Source organism: Paracoccus sp. S-4012, assembly GCF_009674885.1.
Classification (GTDB): Bacteria; Pseudomonadota; Alphaproteobacteria; order Rhodobacterales; family Rhodobacteraceae; genus Paracoccus.
The window spans coordinates 445,066-463,304 of record NZ_WKKA01000001.1; the positions used below are offsets into that span (position 1 = coordinate 445,066).

The following is an 18,239-nucleotide window of genomic DNA, read 5'->3' on the forward strand; positions in this document are numbered from 1 at the left end:
GTTGCAAGGGATGCGGCGGAAAGGGTCGATCCTTCTGCGAAGGATCGTTCCGGTTTCTCGCAGGGAAATCGCTTTTGTCAGCCCATCTCCCGCCAGTCGTCCATCACCCGCACCAGCATCGCCGCGATCGCCGGCTCGCTCAGCGCATGCCCGGAGGACGGCACCATCCGCAGGTCGGCCGCAATCCAGCCATCGGCCAGCTCATGCGCCGAGACCGGCGGGCAGACCATGTCGAAGCGCCCCTGCACGATTGCCGCCGGCAGATGCTCGATCCGGTGCCGCTGCGCGAGAAGCTGGCCCTCCTGCAGAAAGCAGCGGTTGGCGAAATAGTGGCATTCGAGCCGCGCGAACACGCGCGCGTAGTCCGACGGCGCCGGACCCCCGCCAGTGTCGCCGAACCCCGCGAGCGAGTTCTCCCAGGCCAGCCAGGACTGGGCATGCGTGGCCTCCACCGCCGCATCGCCGCTGAACAGCCGCCGGTGATAGGCCGCGATCATGTCGCCACGCTCGTCCTCTGGGATCGGCGCCTGGAAGCGCGCCCAGAGCTCGGGGAAGAACCGCGCCGCCCCGCCGCCGTAGAACCAGTCGAGCTCGCGCCGCCGCCCGAGGAACACGCCGCGCAGGATCAGCCCCGCCACCGCCTCGGGCCGCGCCTGCGCATAGGCGAGCGCGAGCGTCGCCCCCCAGCTGCCGCCAAACAGCAGCACCGGGCCGAGGTCCAGCGTGACGCGGATCGCCTCGATGTCCTCCAGCAGATGCGCCGTCGTGTTGCGGGCCACGGAGGCGCGCGGGGTCGAGCGGCCGCAGCCCCGCTGGTCGAACAGCACCACGCGGTAATGCGCCGGGTCGAAGAAGCGCCGCATGAAGGGCGAGCAGCCGCCCCCCGGCCCGCCATGCAGCACGACGACCGGCCGCCCCTCGGGATGGCCGAACTGCTCGACATAGACGCGATGCCCGTCGCCCATGTCGATCTGCCGCCGGTCGAAGGGCTCGCCCCCTGGATAGAGCCGCCCGCCCGCGCCGATTTGACCGTGTTCCCTGTCCATGCCTCAGCTATACCCTTGGCCGGCGACGCCCGCCACCGGAGGACCGCGAAGATGAGCAGCATCGACGAGGGGGAACTCGCCAAGTTCGAGGCGATGGCGGCCGAGTGGTGGGACCCGAAAGGCAAGTTCCGGCCGCTGCACCTGATGAACCCGGTGCGGCTGGACTATGTGGTTGGGCAGGTCGCGGCGCAGGTCGGGCGCGACCGGCGGGCGGAGCGGCCGTTCGAGGGGCTGCGATTGCTGGACATCGGCTGCGGCGGCGGGCTCCTCAGCGAGCCGATGGCGCGGCTCGGGGCCGAGGTGGTCGGCGCCGACGCGGTGGCGCGCAACATCGAGGTCGCGCGGCTTCATGCAGCGCAGCAGGGGCTGGCGATCGACTATCGCGCCACCACCGCCGAGGCCCTCGCCGCCGCGGGCGAGCGGTTCGACGCGGTCCTCGCGCTCGAGATCGTCGAGCATGTGGCTGATCCCCCCGCCTTCGTCGCCACCTGCGCGGGGCTGGCGCGGCCCGGCGGCCTCGTGATCGTCTCGACGCTGAACCGCACCGCGCGCAGCTTCGCGCTCGCCATCGTGGGCGCGGAGTGGGTGATGCGCTGGCTGCCGCGCGGCACGCATGACTGGCAGCGGTTCATCACCCCCGACGAGCTTGCGGGCATGATGCGCGGGGCTGGCCTCGCGCCGGTGGACCGCCGCGGCATGGTCTTCAACCCGGTCTCGTGGAGTTGGTCGCTCTCGGATCGGGATCTCTCCTGCAACTACATCGCCACCGGGTTGAAGCCGGCCTGAGGCGTCACGGCCCGGAGAACTCGCGGTCGCCCTTGAGCGAGGCGATCCGCCGCCGCGCCGCCGCCACGGCCTCGGGGTCGATCTCGACCAGCGTGACGCCGGGCGCGGTGCCGCCATCCGCCAGCACCTCGCCCCAGGGGGCCACGGCGAGGCTGTGGCCGTAGCTGCGCCGGGGTCGATCGGTCGGCCTCCGCGACGGGTGCGTGCCGCATTGCGCCGGGGCCAGCACATAGCAGCCGGTCTCGATCGCGCGGGCGCGCAGCAGCACCTCCCAATGCGCCTCGCCGGTCGGCACGGTGAAGGCGGCGGGGACCGTCAGCACCTCCGCACCCGCTTGCGCGAGGCGGCGGTAGAGCGCGGGAAAGCGCAGGTCGTAGCAGATCGTCAGGCCGAGCGGCAGCGGCTCGCGCACCATGACGGCCGCCTCGCCGGGGCGCACGGCGGCGCTCTCGCGGTAGCTCTCGCCGGGGCGGGGGTCGGCGTCGAACATGTGGATCTTGTCGTAGCGAGCGGCGATCCGGCCGTCCGGCGCGAGGAGCAGGCTGCGATTGACGAGCCGCTCCTCCGCCGGGTCGTCGGCGCGCAGCATCAGCGAGCCGATGAGCAGCCAGACGCCACGCGCCGCCGCCTGCGCCCGCAGGGCGGCGAGGGTCTGGTCCTCGGCTTCCGTCCGCAGCACGGCGCGCTGATGGGCACGGTCGCTGCTGACGATGTTGGTGCATTCCGGCGTCAGGATCAGCCCCGCGCCCGCGCCCGCCGCCTCGTCGATGAGCGCCTGCGTCTCGGGCAGGTTCGCCTCCGGGTCGTCGCCGGAGGTCAGCTGGACCAGCCCGGCGCGCATCAGAGGCCGAGCATCGGGTCGAGCTTGCCCATCCGGTCGAGCGCGTGGATGTCGTCCGACCCGCCCACCGGCCGCCCGTCAATGAAGATCTGCGGCACCGTGCGGCCGCCATTTGAGCGCTGCGTCATCTCGGCCCGGCGCGAGGGATCGGCGCCCACGTCGACGACCTCATAGGAGACGCCCTTCTGGTCCAGCAGCCCGCGGGCCATGTGGCAGTAGGGGCAGCTGCGGGTGAGATAAATCTCGACTTTCGGCGCATCGGCCATCATCCGGCTCCTTCGTTCGGGGTCAGCCCCGATCTAGTCATCCTTCACCGCCCTTGCCACCACGGCGGCGGTGATCGGCCCTGCGCCTGCCGCCGTCAGCGCCTCGGCCGCCGCCGCCATCGTCGCGCCAGAGGCCATGACGTCATCCACTAGCAGCACCGGCCTCCCGGCGATGCGCGCGGCATCCGGGAGGGAAACGCCGATCGCGCCCCGCTGGTTCTCGAACCGGTCCGCGAGGCTGCGGTGGTCCTGCATCGGCGTGTGCCGCAGCCGCCTCAGCGCGGAGGGCCGGTGCGCCAGCCCCAGCCGCCGCGCCACCGCCGCCCCGATCAGCGCCGCCTGGTTGTAGCGCCGCCGCAGCAGCCGCCGCGGATGCACCGGCACCGGCACCACCACCGCGCCCTCTGCCGCACCCACCGCATCCGCCAGCCACCGGCCGAGCAACGGCGCGAGGTCGGGCCGGTCGCCATGCTTCAGCGCCAGCACGAGCCGCCGCCCGGTGCCGGAATAGCGCAGCGCCGCCACCCCCCGCGCCCAGGGCCGGGCGAGCGCCATGCAGTCGTCGCAGACCAGCATCCCCGCCGCGCCTTCGCCGGGCGAAGGCAGGGGGCTGCCGCAGGCGTCACATGCCGCGCCCGTGATGAACCCCGCCTCGCGCCAGCAGCCGGGGCAGAGGCCGCCGTCCTCGGCCACCGGCGTGTCGCAGGCCGGGCATTGCGGCGGATAGATCAGCCGCAGCGCGCCTTTCCATGCCGCGCCGATGGCACTAGGTTCCGCCCCCATGACTTCCGCGCCCTCCTCGCCACGCCGCCTCACCGATCGCGCCCGGCTCGAGCTTGGCCGCGCCCGCGCCCGGCGGCAGGGACCCGTGACGCTCCTCCACGACCTCGCCGCCGACGAGATCAAGGATAGGCTGGCAGAGATTAACAGGCGGTTTACAGACCTCGCCGTCGTCAGCGGCTGGCCCGATACCTGGTCGGCCCGCTTCCCGACCGCACGGCAGGTCGCGGATGCTGAGGTGCTGGACCTCGCCCCGGCCTCGCTCGACCTCGTGATCCATGCGCTGGCGCTGCACTGGGCCGACGATCCGGTGGGGCAGATGGTGCAGGCTGCCCGCGCGCTGCGTCCCGACGGCCTCTTTCTCGCCGTCCTGCCCGGCGGCGAGAGCCTCGCGGGGCTGCGCGCCGCCCTGTCGCAGGCGGAGGTCGAGCTGACCGGCGGCCTCTCGCCTCATGTCCTTCCGATGGGCGACCTGCGCGATCTGGGCGGCCTCATCTCCCGCGCAGGCCTCGCGCTGCCGGTGGCCGATTCGGTGCCGGTGACGCTCAGCTACCGCGACATGCTCCACCTGGGCCGCGAGCTGCGCGCGATGGGCGAGGGCAACGCCATGGCCGACCGTCGCCGCCAGCCGCTGCCGCGCGCGGTGCTGGCCCACGCGGCGCAGCTCTATGCCGAGGCCAATCCCGATCCCGACGATCCCGCCCGCGTCCTGGCGCGGATTGAACTCATTTTCCTCACCGGCTGGGCGCCCGCGCCCTCGCAGCCGAAACCCCTGCGGCCGGGCTCGGCCACGGTGTCGCTGGCCGACGCCCTCGCCCGCGCGCGTCCTTCCGAAAGCGAGCCATGACCCATCAGCCCGCCCATGCCCCGGCCGACCATCCGGCCCTGCCAAAGCCGAAGGTCGGCGTCCTGATCGCCAACCTCGGCACGCCCGACAACCACGACTACTGGTCGATGCGCCGCTATCTGAGCGAGTTCCTCAGCGACCAGCGGGTGATCGACTATCCAAGGTGGAAGTGGCAGCCGCTGCTGCAGGGCATCATCCTCAGCAAGCGGCCCTTCACTTCGGGCGCGAACTACCGGCTGATCTGGAACACCGAGAAGAACGAAAGCCCGCTGATGACCATCACGCGGGAGCAATGCGAGAAGCTGGCCGCGACGCTGGCCGAGACCTACGGCGACCGCGTGCTGGTCGATTTCGCCATGCGCTACGGCAATCCCTCGACCCCCTCGGTGGTCGATCGCATGGTCAAGGCCGGCTGCGAGCGGCTCCTGTTCTTCCCGCTCTACCCGCAATATGCCGGCTCCACGACCGCGAGCGCCAACGACCAGTTCTTCCGCGCGCTGATGGCGCAGAAATGGCAGCCCGCGAGCCGCACGGTCGCGGCCTATTTCGACCGCCCCGACTATATCGACGCGCTCGCCGGGACGATCGAGCGGACGCTCGAGGGCCGCGTGCCCGAGAAGCTGGTGGCGAGCTATCACGGCATGCCGAAGCGCTACCTGATGGAGGGCGACCCCTATCACTGCCAGTGCCAGAAGACCTCGCGCCTGCTGGCCGAGCGGCTGGGCTGGCCTGATGGCGTGATCGACACGACGTTCCAGTCGGTCTTCGGCAGCGAGGAATGGCTGCGCCCCTACACCGTCGAGCATGTGGCCGACCTCGCCCGCGCGGGCGTACGCGACCTCGCCATCATCTCGCCCGCCTTCGCCTCCGACTGCATCGAGACGCTTGAGGAGATCAACGGCGAGATCCGCGAGAGCTACGAGGCCGCGGGCGGAACGGGGTTCACCTATGTGCCCTGCCTGAACGCCGGGGGGGCGCATATCGCGCTGATGGCGCGGCTGGTGGAGGAGAACCTGCAGGGCTGGGTCTGAACGAAAATGCGCCGGACCGCGGTGAAGCGGGCCGGCGCCCTAGACCTCGCCCCGACGGACGCCTCAGATGATGAGCACCTGCGTGCCGACCTTGGACCACGCGAAGAGCTGCGCGATGTGCTCGTTATAGAGGCCGACGCAGCCGTTCGAGCTCTTGCGGCCGATCTTGCGCGTGTCGTGGGTGCCATGGATGCGGTAATACTGCCAGCTCAGCCACAGCGCATGGGTGCCCATCGGGTTGTCCGGCCCCGGCGGCACGAAGTCCGGCCATTCGGGGTTGCGCGCCTTCATCGCCGGGGTCGGCGACCAGGAGGGGCCGTCCACCTTCTTGACGATCTCGGTGCGGCCTTTGCGGGTCAGGTCCTCGCTGACCGGGATCGAGGTCGGGAACACGCGGACGATCGATTCGTCCTCGGACCAGTAGGTCAGCGCGCGCGAGGTGAAGTCGATCAGGATCGCGCCGTTGGCGAGGTTGCTGAAATAGGGCCGCCAGTCGTTATGCGCACGCCACGACGAGATGTTGTGGCGGATGTCGGCGTTCGGGTCGGTCTGCACCAGCCCCGCATCGGGTGTGGCCCCCCCGGCCGCGCCCTGAAGCGGGTTGCCGGTGAAGGGGTCGAGCGCCTGCGCCGCCGCCGGGAGCGCGAGCCCCGCGGCGCCGAGGCCGGCGGCCGAGGCGCCGAGGAAGCCGCGCCGGCTGAGGCGCGCGGGGGAAGGGGTTCGGGTCACTTTGCTGTCTCCTCTCTGCGGGCCGTTCCCGGCCTCTTGCGGGGGCGAAACACTGCCTGCCATTCCCCTACCGCACCGGACCTTTTTCAACAATTCAAACCGCCGCGAGAGGTTCCCGACTCTGGCACCGGTGCAACAGCCCGCCGCTTCACGCAATCTTGGGTTTGAAGCGCGGACTCCGGGTGACTAGGAGCGGATAGCCGACCCGCCACGACAAGATCCGGCCGCGCCTCCGGCGGCGCGCGCCCAGAGGACAATGACACCGATGACCAAGCTGCCCCTCCTCGCCCTCTGCTCGGCCCTCGCGCTGGCGGCCTGCGCGCGTCAGGCGCCGGTGCAGCTCGGCCCCGACGGCCTGCCGCTGCCGGTGGCCTACACCATCACCGCGCGCGAAAGCGCCGCCATTGCGCCGCGCATCCTGGGCGAGGTGAACGCGCTGCGTGCGGCCTCCGGCGCGCCGCCGGTGCAGCTGAACCCGCAGCTGACCGCCGCCGCCGAGGCCCATGCCCGCGACATGTCGGCTCAGAACCGGGCCTGGCACTTCGGCTCGGATGGCAGCTCGCCCATCGACCGGGTGCAGCGCGCGGGCTATGCTGGCCGCCTGATCGGGCAGAACATCTCCGAGACCTACGAGAACGACATCGCGACGCTGAACGCCTGGATGCGGACCCGCGACACCCGCGACGTCATCATGGACCCGACCGCCCGTGACCTCGGCATGGCCTGGTACCAGGAGCCGTCGGGCAAGATCTGGTGGACGCTGGTGATGGGCGGCTGAGGCTATACGGCCGGGCGCGGATGCGGCAGTCTGGCCGCATGGAGACAGCGGCCCGGCTCATCGTCCTCGGCCTCGGCGAGGGGCGGCGCTACGTCATGGGCGCCGTCCGCGCGGTGTTGAAAGCCGACCCGGCCGAGGTCGGCGAGCGCTTCTCGATCCCGGATCGGTGGCTCGAGCCGATGGGCGAGGGGCCGGGCGCTTATGAGCACGACGCGATCGCGGCCTGGTTCCGCGGGCATCCGCCGTCGGACATTGCGGGAGGAGCCCGATGATCCGCGCCTCGGCCGTTGACCTGATCGGGCGCACGCCGCTCGTTGCCCTCGACCGCATCCATCGCGGGCCGGGGCGCGTCGTCGCCAAGGCCGAGTTCCTGCAGCCGGGCGGCAGCGTCAAGGACCGGGCGGCGCGGGCGATCATCCTCGCCGCGCGCAAGGATGGCCGCCTGAGCCCCGGCGCGCCGGTGGTCGAGATGACCAGCGGCAACATGGGCGCGGGCCTCGCCGTGGTCTGCGCCGCCCTCGGCCACCCCTTCATCGCCAGCATGTCGGCCGGCAACAGCCCGGCGCGGGCGCGGATGATGGAGGGCCTCGGCGCGCGGGTGGTGCTGGTCCCGCAAGTGGACGGCTTGCCCGGTCGCGTGACCGGCGCCGACATCGCCGCTGCCGCCGAGGTCGCGCGGCGGATCGCGCACGAGGAGGGCGCCTTCTTCGTCGACCAGTTCAACGCGGCCGAGGGCATCACCGCCCATGCCAGCACCACCGGGCCCGAGATCCTCGAGCAGGTCGGCGGCCCCGTCGACGGCTGGGTCGCGGCGGTCGGCACCGGCTGCACCTTCATGGGCGTCGCCCGCGCGCTGAAAGCCGCGAACCCCCTCACCCTCTGCGCTGCGGTCGAGCCGGAGGGCAGTCGCCCGCTGGCGGGGGAGCCGGTGGTGAAGCCGGGCCACATCATCCAGGGGACCAGCTACGGCGCCGTCCCGCCGCATTGGGACGCCAGCCTGATGGACCTCAGCATTCCGGTGACAGATGACGAGGTGCGCGACTGGCACCGGCGGCTGGCGGTGGAGGAGGGCCTCTATGTCGGCCTCTCGGCGGCGGCGAATGTCTGCGCGGCCGCAAAGCTGCTCGAGTCCGGGCGCCTCGCGGAGGATGCGACGGTGGCCACGGTCCTGTGCGATACGGGACTGAAGTATTGAGGCGTAGGGTGCGTGCTTTGCACGCACCGTCTCGCCCCGCGGTGCGTGCAAAGCACGCACCCTACCTCGCCCGGGACCGTTCGCGGCGAGACGCCTCACCGCCTCACGGCACGATGGTGATCGGCACCCCGGCACGCACGATCTGGAAGATCTCCTCCATCTCCTCGTCGGTCACCGCGATGCAGCCCGCGGTCCAGTCGCGCATCTGCTTCGACAGCGCCTGACCCTCGGGGCCCTGGCCGTGGATGAAGATGTCGCTGCCGGGGCTGACGCCCATGGCCCTTGCCCGCTCGATGTCCTGCGGCGCCGGGTAGGAGATGCCGAGCGACAGGTGATAGCGGCTGTTGGGATTGACCCGGTCGATGAAATAGGTGCCCTCGGGCGTGCGACCATCGCCCTCGAACATCTTGGTGCCGTCCGGCGCGAAACCGAGGCCGACCTCATAGGTCTTCACGATCTGGTTGCCGCTCAGCAGATGCATCTTGCGCTCGCCCTTCTGGACGAGGAGTTGCGTAACCGGCCCGACAAACGGCTCCTCCCCGCGATTCGCGCAGCCGGCCACAACGGCCAGCATCACCAACCCGGCGGCTGCCTGGAAAAGTCTTCTCATCACTGCCCCTGACGCTTTTTATCTCGCGTTCGTGAGCAGAATTTAGCATGCGGCGCGACCGTGTCGCTAGCGTCGAGTCAAATGCGCCGCAGTTTCCACATGCGGGGACCAGCGGAACTGGTCGATGACCTGCAGCTGGTCGATCCGCCAGCCTGCAACCACGAGATGTTGAAGGTCGCGCGCGAATGTCACCGGGTCGCAGGCGATCCAGACGGCGCGTCCGACGGTGCTTGCAGCGATTTCGCGGGCCTGCGCCTCGGCCCCGGCGCGGGGTGGGTCGATCACGATCGCGTCAAATCGTCCCAGTTCCGATGCCAGCAGGGGGCGTCGCGCGAGGTCACGCACCTCGGTGGTGACGCGATGCAGCCCCTTGGCTGCCCGCCAGCCCGAATCAAGGGCGGCGAGGGCGGGGGCCAGCCCCTCGACCGCATGCACCTCCGCCCGCGAGGCGAGGGGAAGCGCGAAGGTGCCGCAACCGGCGAAGAGGTCGAGGACGCGGCCCGCCCCGGCGCTGCCCTCCAGCACCGCGGCGACGAGGGCCGCCTCGCCCTCGGCCGTGGCTTGCAGGAAGCCGCCCGGCGGCGGAACCACCCGCGCGGCCCCCATCGGCAGCCAGGGCGCGCGGCGCGTCAGGGTCTCGCCGTCCCAGTCGAGCCGGGCGAGGTCGCCCTCGGCCGCGATTCCGGCCAGCCTGGCCATGAGCGGGGGATCTGCCGGCTTGCCTCCGCGCACCGCAACATCGAGGCCCGCCGGTCCCTCCGTCACCGTCATCGCCAGCTCGCCCGAACGCGAGGCGCCTGCCACCGTGATCTCAGCCAGCAGCGGCAGCGCGTCGCGGATCGCGGGGCGCAGCACGAGGCAGCCGGGAACCTCCACGATCACCCCCGAGGCCCGGGCGTGAAACCCCACGAGCGCGCCCTTCTTCGTCCGCCGCCCGGCCAGCACCGCGCGCCGGCGCGAGCGCGGCGGCGAGGTCCGCACCGCCTCCACCTCTGCCTCGATGCCGCGCGCGGCGAGTGCGGTCTCGACCACCTGCGCCTTCCAGCCCGCGACGAAGCCCTCCGATCCATGCATCAGCGAGCAGCCGCCGCAGGCGCGGTAATGGGGGCAGGGCGCGGCGACCCTCTCGGGCGAGGGCGTGACGATCCGCGGCTGCGCGATGCGCCCGTCCGACGCCTCGCCCGAAATCGCCTCGCCGGGCAGCGTCAGCGGCGCAAGCGCCCGCGACCCGTCCGCCGCGACCGCCACGCCATCGCCGCGCCGGCCCAGCCGTTCGACCGTCCAGAGGCTCACTCGGCCGCTTCCCGCGGCTCGTCGGTGCCCAGGAACCCGCCCGACTGCCGCTCCCAGAAGCGGGCGTAGCGGCCGCGCTTGGCCAGCAGCTCGGCATGGGTGCCCTGCTCGACGATGCGGCCCTCGTCCAGCACCACGATCCGGTCGAGCTCGGCGATGGTCGAGAGGCGGTGCGCGATCGCCAGCACCGTCTTGCCGCGCATCACCCGCGTCAGCGCGTCCTGCACCTGCGCCTCCACCTCGCTGTCGAGCGCGCTCGTCGCCTCGTCCAGCACCAGGATCGGCGCGTCCTTGAGGAAGGCGCGGGCCAGCGCGATCCGCTGCCGCTGCCCGCCCGAGAGCTTCACCCCGCGCTCGCCCAGATGCGCGTCGTAGCCGGTGCGCCCCGCGAAATCCTTCAGCCCGAGGATGAACTCATGCGCCTCGGCCGCCTTCGCGGCCGCCACGACCTGCTCCTCGGTCGCCCGGGGTTGCCCGTAGAGGATGTTCGCCCGCGCGCTGCGGTTGAACATCGCCGTTTCCTGCGTGACCATGCCGATCTGGCGGCGCAGGCTCTCCTGCGTGACCTCGCGGATGTCGCGGCCGTCGATGCAGACCGCGCCCTTCTCGACGTCGTAGAGGCGTAGCAGCAGCGCGACGAGCGTGGTCTTGCCCGCCCCGGACTGGCCGACGATGCCAACCCGCTCGCCCGGCGCGATGTGCAGGTCGAGTTTCTCGAGGCCCCCGGCGCCGCGGCCATAGGTGAAGGTCACGCGGTCGAACCTGATCCGCCCCTCCGCCCGCTCGAGCGCCTGCGCGCCGGGCGCGTCGGTCAGCGCATGCGGGGGCGCGAGCGTCTCCATTCCGTCCTCGACCTCGCCGATCGAGCCCCAGACCCCCATCAGCGCCATGCTGACCCAGCCGGTCATCTGCGCGAGGCGAATGGCGATGGCGCCCGAGGCCGCGATATCGCCTGGCGTGGCCTGCCCCTGCCGCCACAGCATCAACGCCGCGCCGACCAGCAGCACCGGCAGAAGGCCCGCGATCAGCATCAGCGAGAAGCGGAACCAGGTCGAGACGCGGCCGAAGTCGAGCGCGGCCTCGCGGAAGCCCTCCATCGCGCCCAGGGCGGCGCGGTCCTCGTGGCTGGCATGGGCGAACAGTTTCACGGTCTTGATGTTGGTGATCGTGTCCACGACCTGCCCCGAGACCATCGCGCGGGCCGAGGCGCGGCCCGCGGAACTCGTGCGGATGCGCGGCAGGAAGAAGCGGATCAACGCGAAGTAGAGGACCAGCCAGACGAGCAGCAGCAAGCCGCTGCGCGAATCGACGGTGATGAGATAGACGGCGGAGCCGAGGACCGAGGCGAGGGCGAAGGTGACGGTATTGACCGCCTCGGAGGCCACATCGGTCACGGCGCGGGCGGTCTGCATCTGCTTTTGCGCGATGCGCCCGGCGAAGTCGTTGTCGAAGAAGGTCACCGCCTGCCCCAGCGTCCAGCGGTGCAGGCGCGACAGGACCAGCGGCAGGACGTTGGGGCCGATGATGACGTTCGAGGAGGCGGTCGAGAGGCCGTAGATCAGCGGCCGCGCGACGAGGAAGAAGACGATAAATCCCGCGATCAGCAGCCCGTGGTCCGCGACCAGCGTCGCGGGGGTGGAGAGCGTCACCGCATCCACCACGGCGCCGAGCAGCGTGGCCGAGAGCACGTCGGCGATGCCGCCCGCGGCGGAGGCGACGGCGGCCACGGCGAGGCCCGGCCAGGCGCCCGCGAGGCACCAGCGGAAGAAGGCCAGCAGCCGGCGCGGAGGCGGTCCCTCGGCCGGGCGGAAGGCGTCGATCATCCGCGCGAAACGGTCGTGGAACATCATTTCCCGGTCTCCGCCACGGTCAGCGCCACGTCGATCAGGCCGGGCGCCGGCATGGCGAAACCCGAGTCGATCCACGCCTGTTCCGCCGCGCGCAGGCCCTGGCCGATGGCGGGACCCTGAAGCGGCGGCGACAGGTCGGCGGCGGAGATGGGGAGGGGTGAGGCCGCGGCCTCGGCGAGGCGCTGCGGCCAGTCCTCAGGGAGAGGCTCGCCGCGGGCTTGCGCGAGCAGGGCGGCGTCCCGGCCCGCGCTCTCGCCGAGGCGGTAGCCCGCGGCATCGACCGAGAAGCGGCCCGGCACGGGCGCGAGGCGGGCGAGCCGCGCAGCCTCGGCGCGCGACAGGCGCAGCGCTTCGGCCGGGTCGTCGCCGTGCAGCGAGGCGAGGCGGCGCAGCCAGTCGGGAGCGACGCCCGCCCCACGCTCGGCCGCGATCAGGGCCGGCAGGGTGGCAGGATCGGCGCCGGGCAGAACCTGGGCCAGCACCCCCGCGCCAGCCATCAGCGCGACAGCTTCGGACGGATCGGGCGCAGCCAGCAGCTTGCGCGTCTCGGCCCCGATCCGCTCGCGCGACAGCCGCGCCATGCCGGGCGCACCCTCGGCACAGGCCGCGAGCGCCTCCGGGTCGGCCGCTCCGGGCGCGCCATACCACGCATGAAACCGGAAGAAGCGCAGGACGCGCAGGTAGTCCTCAGCGATGCGGGCGGCCGGGTTGCCCACGAAGCGCACCTGTCGGGCGGTGAGGTCGGGCAGCCCGCCCACCGGGTCGATCACCTCGCCCCCGGCCGTGGCGTAGAGCGCGTTCATGGTGAAGTCGCGCCGCGCGGCGTCCTCCTCCACCCGGTCGGAGAAGGCGACGACGGCGCGGCGGCCATCGGTCTCGACGTCGCGGCGGAAGGTCGTGACCTCGAAGCCGCGACCGCCGGTGACGACGGTGATGGTGCCGTGGTCAATGCCGGTCGGCACCGCGCGAAGGCCCGCCGCCTGCGCCAGTTCCTGCACCCGCGCGGGCAGCGCGTCGGTGGCGATGTCCACGTCCTCGACCGGCGCGCCGATCAGGCCGTTCCTGACCGCGCCGCCGACAATCAGCGCGGCGTGACCCCCGTCCGAGAGCATCGCCAGCACCCGCTGCAGGCGCGGCTCGGCCGTGATCGCCTCTGGCAGCCTCACGCCGCGAGCCTCAGCGCCAGGCCACGCAGGACGCGGGCGGTTGCGCCCCAGATGTAATAGGGGCCGAACGGCGCGACGTAGTAGGAGCGCCAGTCGCCGCGCCATTGCCGCCGCTCGATGTGGTAGCGGGCCGGGTCGGCGATATGGGCGAAGGGAACCTCGAAGACTTCCTCGACCTCGCCGGCCTCCGCGACGGGCGTGAAGGGACCGTGGATCAGGCCGACGACGCCGACCATGGCGAAACCGGTGACGGTGCGATGCGCGGGCAGGCGGCCCAGCACTTCGACTTGGCCCGGCGGCAGGCCGACCTCCTCATGCGCCTCGCGCAGGGCGGCTGCGGTCTCGTCGGCGTCGCCGGGATCGACCTTGCCGCCCGGCAGCGCGATCTGGCCGGGATGGTGGCGCAGGCCCGAGGCGCGCTTGGTCAGGATCAGGTCGCCCGTATCCGCGCGGAACGCCGCCAGCACCCCGGCCGAGCGCAGCCCGGCCCCCGCGGGCCTGAGCCCGTCGAGGTCGTAGTCCGAGGACGGCCCCGCCTCGGCGGCGAGGGCCGCCGTGAGGCGCGCGCCCAGGTCCATCACTCGGCCGCCGCGCCCGGCAGGGGACGGCCCTCGGCATCGACCGTCGCCTCGAAGCCGAGGCTCGCCGGGTCGAATTCGTAATGCGCGCCGCAGAACTGGCAGTCGGCGGTCACGCGCCCGTCCTCGGTGGTCATGTGGCCGATGTCCTTGGCCGAGTAGATCGAGAGCGTGCCCCGCACCCGGTCGGCCGAGCAGGAGCAGCCGAACTCCACCCGCTGCGGATCGAAGACGCGCGGAACTTCCTCGTGGAAGAGGCGCACGAGCAGGTCCGTGGGCGCCACGGTCGGCCCGATCAGCTCCAGCGGCTCGACGGTCTCGAGCAGGTGGTTGGCGCGGTTCCAGTCCTCGGACTGCGCGCCCTGCAGGATGTCGGCCGCCTCGATCAGCCCGCCCTCCCCGCTGCCGCCCTCGCCCGAGGCGCTCATCGGCTGCGCGGGAAGGGTCTGGAGCATGATGCCGCCCGCGCGCCATTGCTCCGGGGCGCTCGGCCCCAACTGCGAGCGGCCTGAAGTCAGGGCGAAGCGGGTCGGCAGTTGCTCGGACTGCGCGAAATAGGTCTGCGCGCAGGTCGCGAGGCTGCCGCCCGTCAGGGGCGTGATGCCCTGGTAAGGCACGGTGCCCGGTCCCTGGTCGATCAGGATGGCGAAATAGCCCTCGCCGATCTGGCCGAAATGCGGCGCGGTCTCGTCGAGGCGCTCGGCGTCGAAGCTGGCCCAGGCGCGCATCCGCGCCGGTCCGCCCTCGGTCTCGGGCGCATACCAGTCGCAGGCCAGCGTGCGGATCGCGCCGTTGCCGCGCACCTGCAGCGACAGCTTCCAGCGAAGCTTGATGGTCGGCCCGATCAGCGCGGTCAGCAGCGCGATCTCGGCCACCGCGGCGGCGACCGGCTCGGGGTAGTCGTGGCGCGAGAGGATGTGCTCCAGCACCCCGTCGAGGCGCGCGACCCGGCCGCGCACGCCCGAGCGGTCGAGCTGGAAGGGCAGGACGGTATCGTCCCAGGCGATCTGGTTGAGCTTGGACATGGGCCCTCGGGAAACGGATGCGGGCGGCTGTGAGGCCGCGGGTTGGGGCCAATATAGGGAGCGGGGTCACGCCGGAACAGGGCGGGGCGCTGCCTGCCCGCCCACCCGCGAGGCCCTCGTCCTGCACCCCAGGGACATGGACTGGCGCGGGCGAAGATGACCCCGGGAATCCTCGGCCGGGCGCTGCTGGCTGTGGGAAGGGAAGGATGGATATTTGTAGACAGAAGAAGTCTGGAGCCTGCTATGGCGGCGGCGCCTCGCGCTCGAGCAGGACGGCCGAGATGTCGTCCTTGCCCTGGCCGCGGGTGAACTGCGCCACCGACCAGCACAGCGATTCCAGCAGCGGCTCGCCCGAGAGGAAGGTGTTGGTGCGCAGGATCGCGGTGAGGCCCTCCTCGCCCAGCTGCACGCCCTCGGGGTTCACCGCGTCGGTGATGCCGTCGGAGCCAAGGAACAGCCGCGCCCCCGGCTCCAGCACGAAGCCGACCTCCTCCCAATCAGCCTGCGGCAGCACGCCCACGGGCAGGCCGCCGCGGCCGAGGACCTCGATGCGGCCGTCCGGGTGCTGCAGCATCGGATGCGGATGGCCCGCCTGCACCAGCCGGCCGCGCCCGGAGAGCGTGTCGAGATCGACATAGACCATCGTGAAATAGGAATCGCCAGCCACCTCCTCCAGCATCAGGCGGTTGAAGAGCCGCGCCACTTCGACCGGCGGGCGGGCGTCGTAGAGGTCGTGCTCATCCAGTCTCAGCGCCAGGTTCTCGCCCGAGCCGGGGCTCAGATGCGCGGCCACCCGCGCGGCCAGCAGCGCCGCGGCCACCCCGCTGCCGCAGACATCGACGGCATAGGTCGCGATCCGGTGGCCGTTGATCGGAAAGAGGCCGACCAGATCGCCGCCGACATGCCCCGCGGGCCGCAGCAGCAGCGAGACCGTGACCGCGCCCAGGTTCACCCGCCGCGGCCCGATCAGCCCCTGTTGCAGCCGCCGCGCCTCCGACAGGTCGGCCTCCATCGCCGCCTGCGCGGAGCGCAGCTGCGCGAGCGCCGCTTCGACCTCGCGCTTGCTGGCCCGCACGCGGTCGGCCATGTCCAGCAACCGCAGCCCGGCGCTGACGCGGGCCTGCAGTTCCACCGCCTCGAACGGGACGGCGAGGATGTCGTCGGCGCCCGCCGCGAGCGCCGCCTGCGCCGCCGCGCGTTCGCCTGCGGGGACCAGCATCAGGACATAGGCATAGTCCTCCGGCCCCTCCTCTTCGCGCAGGAGGCGGCAGAGGGCGTCGGCGCCCGGCGGGCCGAGGCTCCAGTCGAGCAGCACCATGTCCGGCGGACCCTGCGACAGCTGCGCCGCCGCATCCGGGCCGCACCCCGCGCGGATCACCTCGACCCCCGCGCGCCGCAGCGCGGTTGCGGCCGCCGTGCCCTGCATCCCCGCCGCGCAGGCCAGTAGCGCGCGCCGGGGGCTGCGGCCCGCAGGCGCGCCCGTTTTCATCCCCCTCTGTCGATCCCGCTCGCGCACCGGCGCGGCATAGCAGGCCCGCCTGAAAGGGCGGTTAACGCAAGGCCGCCTCACTTGCCGGGCGGGGCGTTTCGGCCTATGCCGCGCGGGATCAGCCGCTCATGAGGGACGCCAGCAGATGCCGCAGGATGACGCGCCGAAGAAGGTCGTGCTCGCCTATTCGGGGGGGCTCGACACCTCGATCATCCTCAAGTGGCTGCAGACCGAATACGGCTGCGAGGTCGTCACCTTCACCGCCGATCTCGGCCAGGGCGAGGAGCTGGAACCGGCGCGGGCCAAGGCCGAGCTGCTGGGCATCGCCCCGGAAAACATCCATATCGAGGATCTGCGCGAGGAGTTCGTCCGCGACTTCGTCTTCCCGATGTTCCGCGCCAATGCGGTCTACGAGGGGCAGTATCTGCTCGGCACCTCGATCGCGCGGCCGCTGATCGCGAAGCGGCTGGTAGAGCTGGCGCATCAGCACGGCGCCGATGCGGTGGCGCATGGGGCGACCGGCAAGGGCAACGATCAGGTGCGCTTCGAGCTTTCCGCATATGCGCTCGACCCGGCGATCAAGGTGATTGCGCCGTGGCGGCTCTGGGACCTGACCAGCCGCACGAAGCTGATCGAGTTCGCAGAGAGAAACCAGATCCCGATCGCCAAGGACAAGCGCGGCGAGGCGCCGTTCAGCGTCGATGCGAACCTGCTGCATACGTCCAGCGAGGGGAAGGCGCTCGAGAACCCGGCGGAGGCGGCGCCGGAGTATGTGTATCAGCGCACCGTAAACCCCGAGGACGCGCCGGACGCACCGGAGTTCATCGAGATCGGCTTCGAGCGCGGCGACGCGGTGTCGATCGACGGCGAGGTGCTCTCGCCCGCGACGCTGCTGACTCGGCTGAACGAGATCGGCGGGCGGCATGGCGTCGGGCGGCTCGACTTCGTGGAAAACCGCTTCGTCGGCATGAAGTCGCGCGGCATCTACGAGACGCCGGGCGGCACCATCCTCCTGGAGGCGCATCGGGGGATCGAGCAGATCACGCTCGACAGCGGCTCGGGGCATCTCAAGGACAGTCTCATGCCGCGCTATGCGGAGCTGATCTACAACGGCTTCTGGTTCTCGCCCGAGCGTGAGATGCTGCAGGCGCTGATCGACAAGTCGCAGGAGCATGTCTCGGGCACCGTGCGGCTGAAGCTCTACAAGGGATCGGTGCAGTGCGTGGGCCGCTGGTCGGAGCAGAGCCTCTATTCCGAGGCGCATGTGACCTTCGAGGAGGACGCCGGCGCCTATGACCAGAAGGACGCGGCGGGGTTCATCCGCCTCAACGCGCTGCGCCTGAAGTTGATCGCGGCGCGGAACGCGCGGGGGCGCGGATGAGCGGGCAGCGGACCACGGCGCGGATCGCGGTGGTCACGGTCTCGGACCGGGCCGCGCGGGGGGATTACGAGGACCGCTCCGGCCCCGCGATCGAGGACTGGGTGCGCCGTGTGATCACATCGCCGATCGAGGTTGCGCGGCACGTCATCCCCGACGGCCGGGCGGGCGTGGCCGACACGCTCCGCCAGCTCTGCGACGACGATGGCGCCGACCTGATCCTCATCACCGGCGGCACCGGCCCGGCGCCGCGCGACCAGACGCCGGAGGCGGTGGCCGACGTGATGGAGAAGGAGCTTGAGGGCTTCGGCGAGGAGATGCGCCGGGCGAGCCTCGCCGAGGTGCCGACCGCGATCCTGTCGCGCCAGACGGCGGCGATCCGGCAGAAGAGCCTCATCATCATGCTGCCCGGCAAGCCCGCGGCAATCGACACCTGCCTGCGTGCCGTGTTCGCTGCGGTGCCCTATTGCCTCGACCTCATGGGGGCGGCGCGGATCGAGACGGACGAGAGCATCATCAAGGCGTTCCGGCCGAAGGGGTGAGCCGGCGCG

Annotated in this window: 20 protein-coding genes; 8 read left to right on the forward strand and 12 right to left on the reverse strand. The window is 71.8% G+C overall.

Going from position 1 to position 18,239, the window contains the following annotated elements; all coding sequences use genetic code 11:
- Window positions 1-77: 77 nt before the first annotated feature.
- Window positions 78-1,046 (reverse strand): prolyl aminopeptidase, encoded by a 969-nt coding sequence (pip, locus tag GI374_RS02210; RefSeq protein ID WP_154335362.1) that lies wholly within the window; start codon window positions 1,044-1,046, stop codon window positions 78-80.
- Between the two features lie 51 nt (window positions 1,047-1,097).
- Between pip and ubiG the strand changes: the two genes are divergently transcribed.
- Window positions 1,098-1,832 carry a bifunctional 2-polyprenyl-6-hydroxyphenol methylase/3-demethylubiquinol 3-O-methyltransferase UbiG gene (gene ubiG, locus GI374_RS02215; RefSeq protein ID WP_154335363.1) on the forward strand — a complete coding sequence of 245 codons (735 nt, stop codon included), beginning with the start codon at window positions 1,098-1,100 and terminating at the stop codon, window positions 1,830-1,832.
- A 4-nt stretch (window positions 1,833-1,836) separates the two neighbouring features.
- Here the strand turns inward: ubiG and GI374_RS02220 are convergent, their stop codons facing one another.
- The 3 genes from GI374_RS02220 to GI374_RS02230 are packed head-to-tail and all read right to left on the reverse strand — an operon-like array spanning window position 1,837 to window position 3,722.
- Window positions 1,837-2,673: a carbon-nitrogen hydrolase family protein gene (locus tag GI374_RS02220; protein ID WP_154335364.1), complete on the reverse strand. Its 837-nt coding sequence runs from the start codon at window positions 2,671-2,673 to the stop codon at window positions 1,837-1,839.
- Window positions 2,673-2,939, reverse strand: a complete 267-nt coding sequence (grxC, locus tag GI374_RS02225; RefSeq protein WP_154335365.1) for a glutaredoxin 3 — start codon at window positions 2,937-2,939, stop codon at window positions 2,673-2,675. The genes GI374_RS02220 and grxC overlap by 1 nt, the downstream gene beginning before the upstream one ends.
- Before the next feature lie 33 nt (window positions 2,940-2,972).
- On the reverse strand, window positions 2,973-3,722 hold the full coding sequence (locus GI374_RS02230; RefSeq protein WP_154335366.1) for a double zinc ribbon domain-containing protein: 750 nt from the start codon (window positions 3,720-3,722) through the stop codon (window positions 2,973-2,975).
- On the opposite strand from GI374_RS02230, the gene GI374_RS02235 reads away from it, so the two are divergent.
- Together GI374_RS02235 and hemH are read left to right on the forward strand one after the other, a co-directional pair.
- Complete coding sequence (locus GI374_RS02235) at window positions 3,721-4,566, forward strand: methyltransferase domain-containing protein (RefSeq protein ID WP_154335367.1); 846 nt, start codon at window positions 3,721-3,723, stop codon at window positions 4,564-4,566. The two genes, GI374_RS02230 and GI374_RS02235, sit on opposite strands and share 2 nt — an antisense overlap.
- The gene (gene hemH / locus GI374_RS02240) at window positions 4,563-5,597 is read left to right on the forward strand and encodes a ferrochelatase (protein WP_154335368.1); all 1,035 of its coding nucleotides are present in this window, start codon (window positions 4,563-4,565) and stop codon (window positions 5,595-5,597) included. The genes GI374_RS02235 and hemH overlap by 4 nt, the downstream gene beginning before the upstream one ends.
- Before the next feature lie 63 nt (window positions 5,598-5,660).
- On the opposite strand, the gene GI374_RS02245 is transcribed toward hemH, so the two are convergent.
- A complete protein-coding gene (locus GI374_RS02245; RefSeq protein WP_370515091.1) occupies window positions 5,661-6,326 on the reverse strand; it encodes a L,D-transpeptidase in 666 nt (221 codons plus the stop codon).
- A 265-nt stretch (window positions 6,327-6,591) separates the two neighbouring features.
- Here GI374_RS02245 and GI374_RS02250 point away from each other — a divergent pair, with 265 nt between their 5' ends.
- From GI374_RS02250 to GI374_RS02260, 3 genes are read left to right on the forward strand one after another with little or no spacing between them, the layout of a single operon-like run.
- The gene (locus tag GI374_RS02250; RefSeq protein ID WP_154335370.1) at window positions 6,592-7,104 is read left to right on the forward strand and encodes a CAP domain-containing protein; all 513 of its coding nucleotides are present in this window, start codon (window positions 6,592-6,594) and stop codon (window positions 7,102-7,104) included.
- A gap of 38 nt (window positions 7,105-7,142) precedes the next feature.
- A complete protein-coding gene (locus tag GI374_RS02255; RefSeq protein WP_154335371.1) occupies window positions 7,143-7,376 on the forward strand; it encodes a hypothetical protein in 234 nt (77 codons plus the stop codon).
- On the forward strand, window positions 7,373-8,299 hold the full coding sequence (locus GI374_RS02260) for a PLP-dependent cysteine synthase family protein (RefSeq protein ID WP_154335372.1): 927 nt from the start codon (window positions 7,373-7,375) through the stop codon (window positions 8,297-8,299). The genes GI374_RS02255 and GI374_RS02260 overlap by 4 nt, the downstream gene beginning before the upstream one ends.
- 103 nt (window positions 8,300-8,402) lie before the next feature.
- Here the strand turns inward: GI374_RS02260 and GI374_RS02265 are convergent, their stop codons facing one another.
- The 7 genes from GI374_RS02265 to GI374_RS02295 form a co-directional block, all read right to left on the reverse strand.
- The gene (locus GI374_RS02265; protein ID WP_154335373.1) at window positions 8,403-8,909 is read right to left on the reverse strand and encodes a murein L,D-transpeptidase family protein; all 507 of its coding nucleotides are present in this window, start codon (window positions 8,907-8,909) and stop codon (window positions 8,403-8,405) included.
- Window positions 8,910-8,975: 66 nt separating this feature from the next.
- A complete protein-coding gene (locus GI374_RS02270) occupies window positions 8,976-10,202 on the reverse strand; it encodes a class I SAM-dependent RNA methyltransferase (RefSeq protein ID WP_370515092.1) in 1,227 nt (408 codons plus the stop codon).
- Complete coding sequence (locus tag GI374_RS02275) at window positions 10,199-12,052, reverse strand: ABC transporter ATP-binding protein (RefSeq protein WP_370515093.1); 1,854 nt, start codon at window positions 12,050-12,052, stop codon at window positions 10,199-10,201. The genes GI374_RS02270 and GI374_RS02275 overlap by 4 nt, the downstream gene beginning before the upstream one ends.
- Window positions 12,049-13,218: a CCA tRNA nucleotidyltransferase gene (locus GI374_RS02280; RefSeq protein WP_370515094.1), complete on the reverse strand. Its 1,170-nt coding sequence runs from the start codon at window positions 13,216-13,218 to the stop codon at window positions 12,049-12,051. The genes GI374_RS02275 and GI374_RS02280 overlap by 4 nt, the downstream gene beginning before the upstream one ends.
- Entirely contained in the window at window positions 13,215-13,796 is a 582-nt protein-coding gene (locus GI374_RS02285; protein WP_154335375.1) for a CoA pyrophosphatase, read from the reverse strand. Before GI374_RS02285 ends, GI374_RS02280 begins: the two co-directional genes overlap by 4 nt.
- Window positions 13,796-14,821 carry an Hsp33 family molecular chaperone HslO gene (locus tag GI374_RS02290; RefSeq protein WP_154335376.1) on the reverse strand — a complete coding sequence of 342 codons (1,026 nt, stop codon included), beginning with the start codon at window positions 14,819-14,821 and terminating at the stop codon, window positions 13,796-13,798. The genes GI374_RS02285 and GI374_RS02290 overlap by 1 nt, the downstream gene beginning before the upstream one ends.
- Before the next feature lie 241 nt (window positions 14,822-15,062).
- Window positions 15,063-16,310 carry a PP2C family protein-serine/threonine phosphatase gene (locus GI374_RS02295; RefSeq protein WP_154335377.1) on the reverse strand — a complete coding sequence of 416 codons (1,248 nt, stop codon included), beginning with the start codon at window positions 16,308-16,310 and terminating at the stop codon, window positions 15,063-15,065.
- 145 nt (window positions 16,311-16,455) lie between these two features.
- On the opposite strand from GI374_RS02295, the gene GI374_RS02300 reads away from it, so the two are divergent.
- Both GI374_RS02300 and mog read left to right on the forward strand, forming a co-directional pair.
- The gene (locus GI374_RS02300) at window positions 16,456-17,691 is read left to right on the forward strand and encodes an argininosuccinate synthase (RefSeq protein WP_154335378.1); all 1,236 of its coding nucleotides are present in this window, start codon (window positions 16,456-16,458) and stop codon (window positions 17,689-17,691) included.
- Window positions 17,688-18,230, forward strand: coding sequence for a molybdopterin adenylyltransferase (mog, locus tag GI374_RS02305; protein WP_154335379.1), 543 nt, complete (start codon window positions 17,688-17,690; stop codon window positions 18,228-18,230). The genes GI374_RS02300 and mog overlap by 4 nt, the downstream gene beginning before the upstream one ends.
- The last annotated feature ends 9 nt before the right edge of the window (window positions 18,231-18,239 follow it).

Coding starts and splice junctions, on each gene's coding strand:
- pip (WP_154335362.1), bottom strand. CDS start 1,046: ATGGACAGGGAACACGGTCAAATCGGCGCGGGCGGGCGGCTCTATCCA.
- ubiG (WP_154335363.1), top strand. CDS start 1,098: ATGAGCAGCATCGACGAGGGGGAACTCGCCAAGTTCGAGGCGATGGCG.
- GI374_RS02220 (WP_154335364.1), bottom strand. CDS start 2,673: ATGCGCGCCGGGCTGGTCCAGCTGACCTCCGGCGACGACCCGGAGGCG.
- grxC (WP_154335365.1), bottom strand. CDS start 2,939: ATGGCCGATGCGCCGAAAGTCGAGATTTATCTCACCCGCAGCTGCCCC.
- GI374_RS02235 (WP_154335367.1), top strand. CDS start 3,721: ATGACTTCCGCGCCCTCCTCGCCACGCCGCCTCACCGATCGCGCCCGG.
- GI374_RS02230 (WP_154335366.1), bottom strand. CDS start 3,722: ATGGGGGCGGAACCTAGTGCCATCGGCGCGGCATGGAAAGGCGCGCTG.
- hemH (WP_154335368.1), top strand. CDS start 4,563: ATGACCCATCAGCCCGCCCATGCCCCGGCCGACCATCCGGCCCTGCCA.
- GI374_RS02250 (WP_154335370.1), top strand. CDS start 6,592: ATGACCAAGCTGCCCCTCCTCGCCCTCTGCTCGGCCCTCGCGCTGGCG.
- GI374_RS02255 (WP_154335371.1), top strand. CDS start 7,143: ATGGAGACAGCGGCCCGGCTCATCGTCCTCGGCCTCGGCGAGGGGCGG.
- GI374_RS02260 (WP_154335372.1), top strand. CDS start 7,373: ATGATCCGCGCCTCGGCCGTTGACCTGATCGGGCGCACGCCGCTCGTT.
- GI374_RS02265 (WP_154335373.1), bottom strand. CDS start 8,909: ATGAGAAGACTTTTCCAGGCAGCCGCCGGGTTGGTGATGCTGGCCGTT.
- GI374_RS02275 (WP_370515093.1), bottom strand. CDS start 12,052: ATGATGTTCCACGACCGTTTCGCGCGGATGATCGACGCCTTCCGCCCG.
- GI374_RS02285 (WP_154335375.1), bottom strand. CDS start 13,796: ATGGACCTGGGCGCGCGCCTCACGGCGGCCCTCGCCGCCGAGGCGGGG.
- GI374_RS02290 (WP_154335376.1), bottom strand. CDS start 14,821: ATGTCCAAGCTCAACCAGATCGCCTGGGACGATACCGTCCTGCCCTTC.
- GI374_RS02295 (WP_154335377.1), bottom strand. CDS start 16,310: ATGAAAACGGGCGCGCCTGCGGGCCGCAGCCCCCGGCGCGCGCTACTG.
- GI374_RS02300 (WP_154335378.1), top strand. CDS start 16,456: ATGCCGCAGGATGACGCGCCGAAGAAGGTCGTGCTCGCCTATTCGGGG.
- mog (WP_154335379.1), top strand. CDS start 17,688: ATGAGCGGGCAGCGGACCACGGCGCGGATCGCGGTGGTCACGGTCTCG.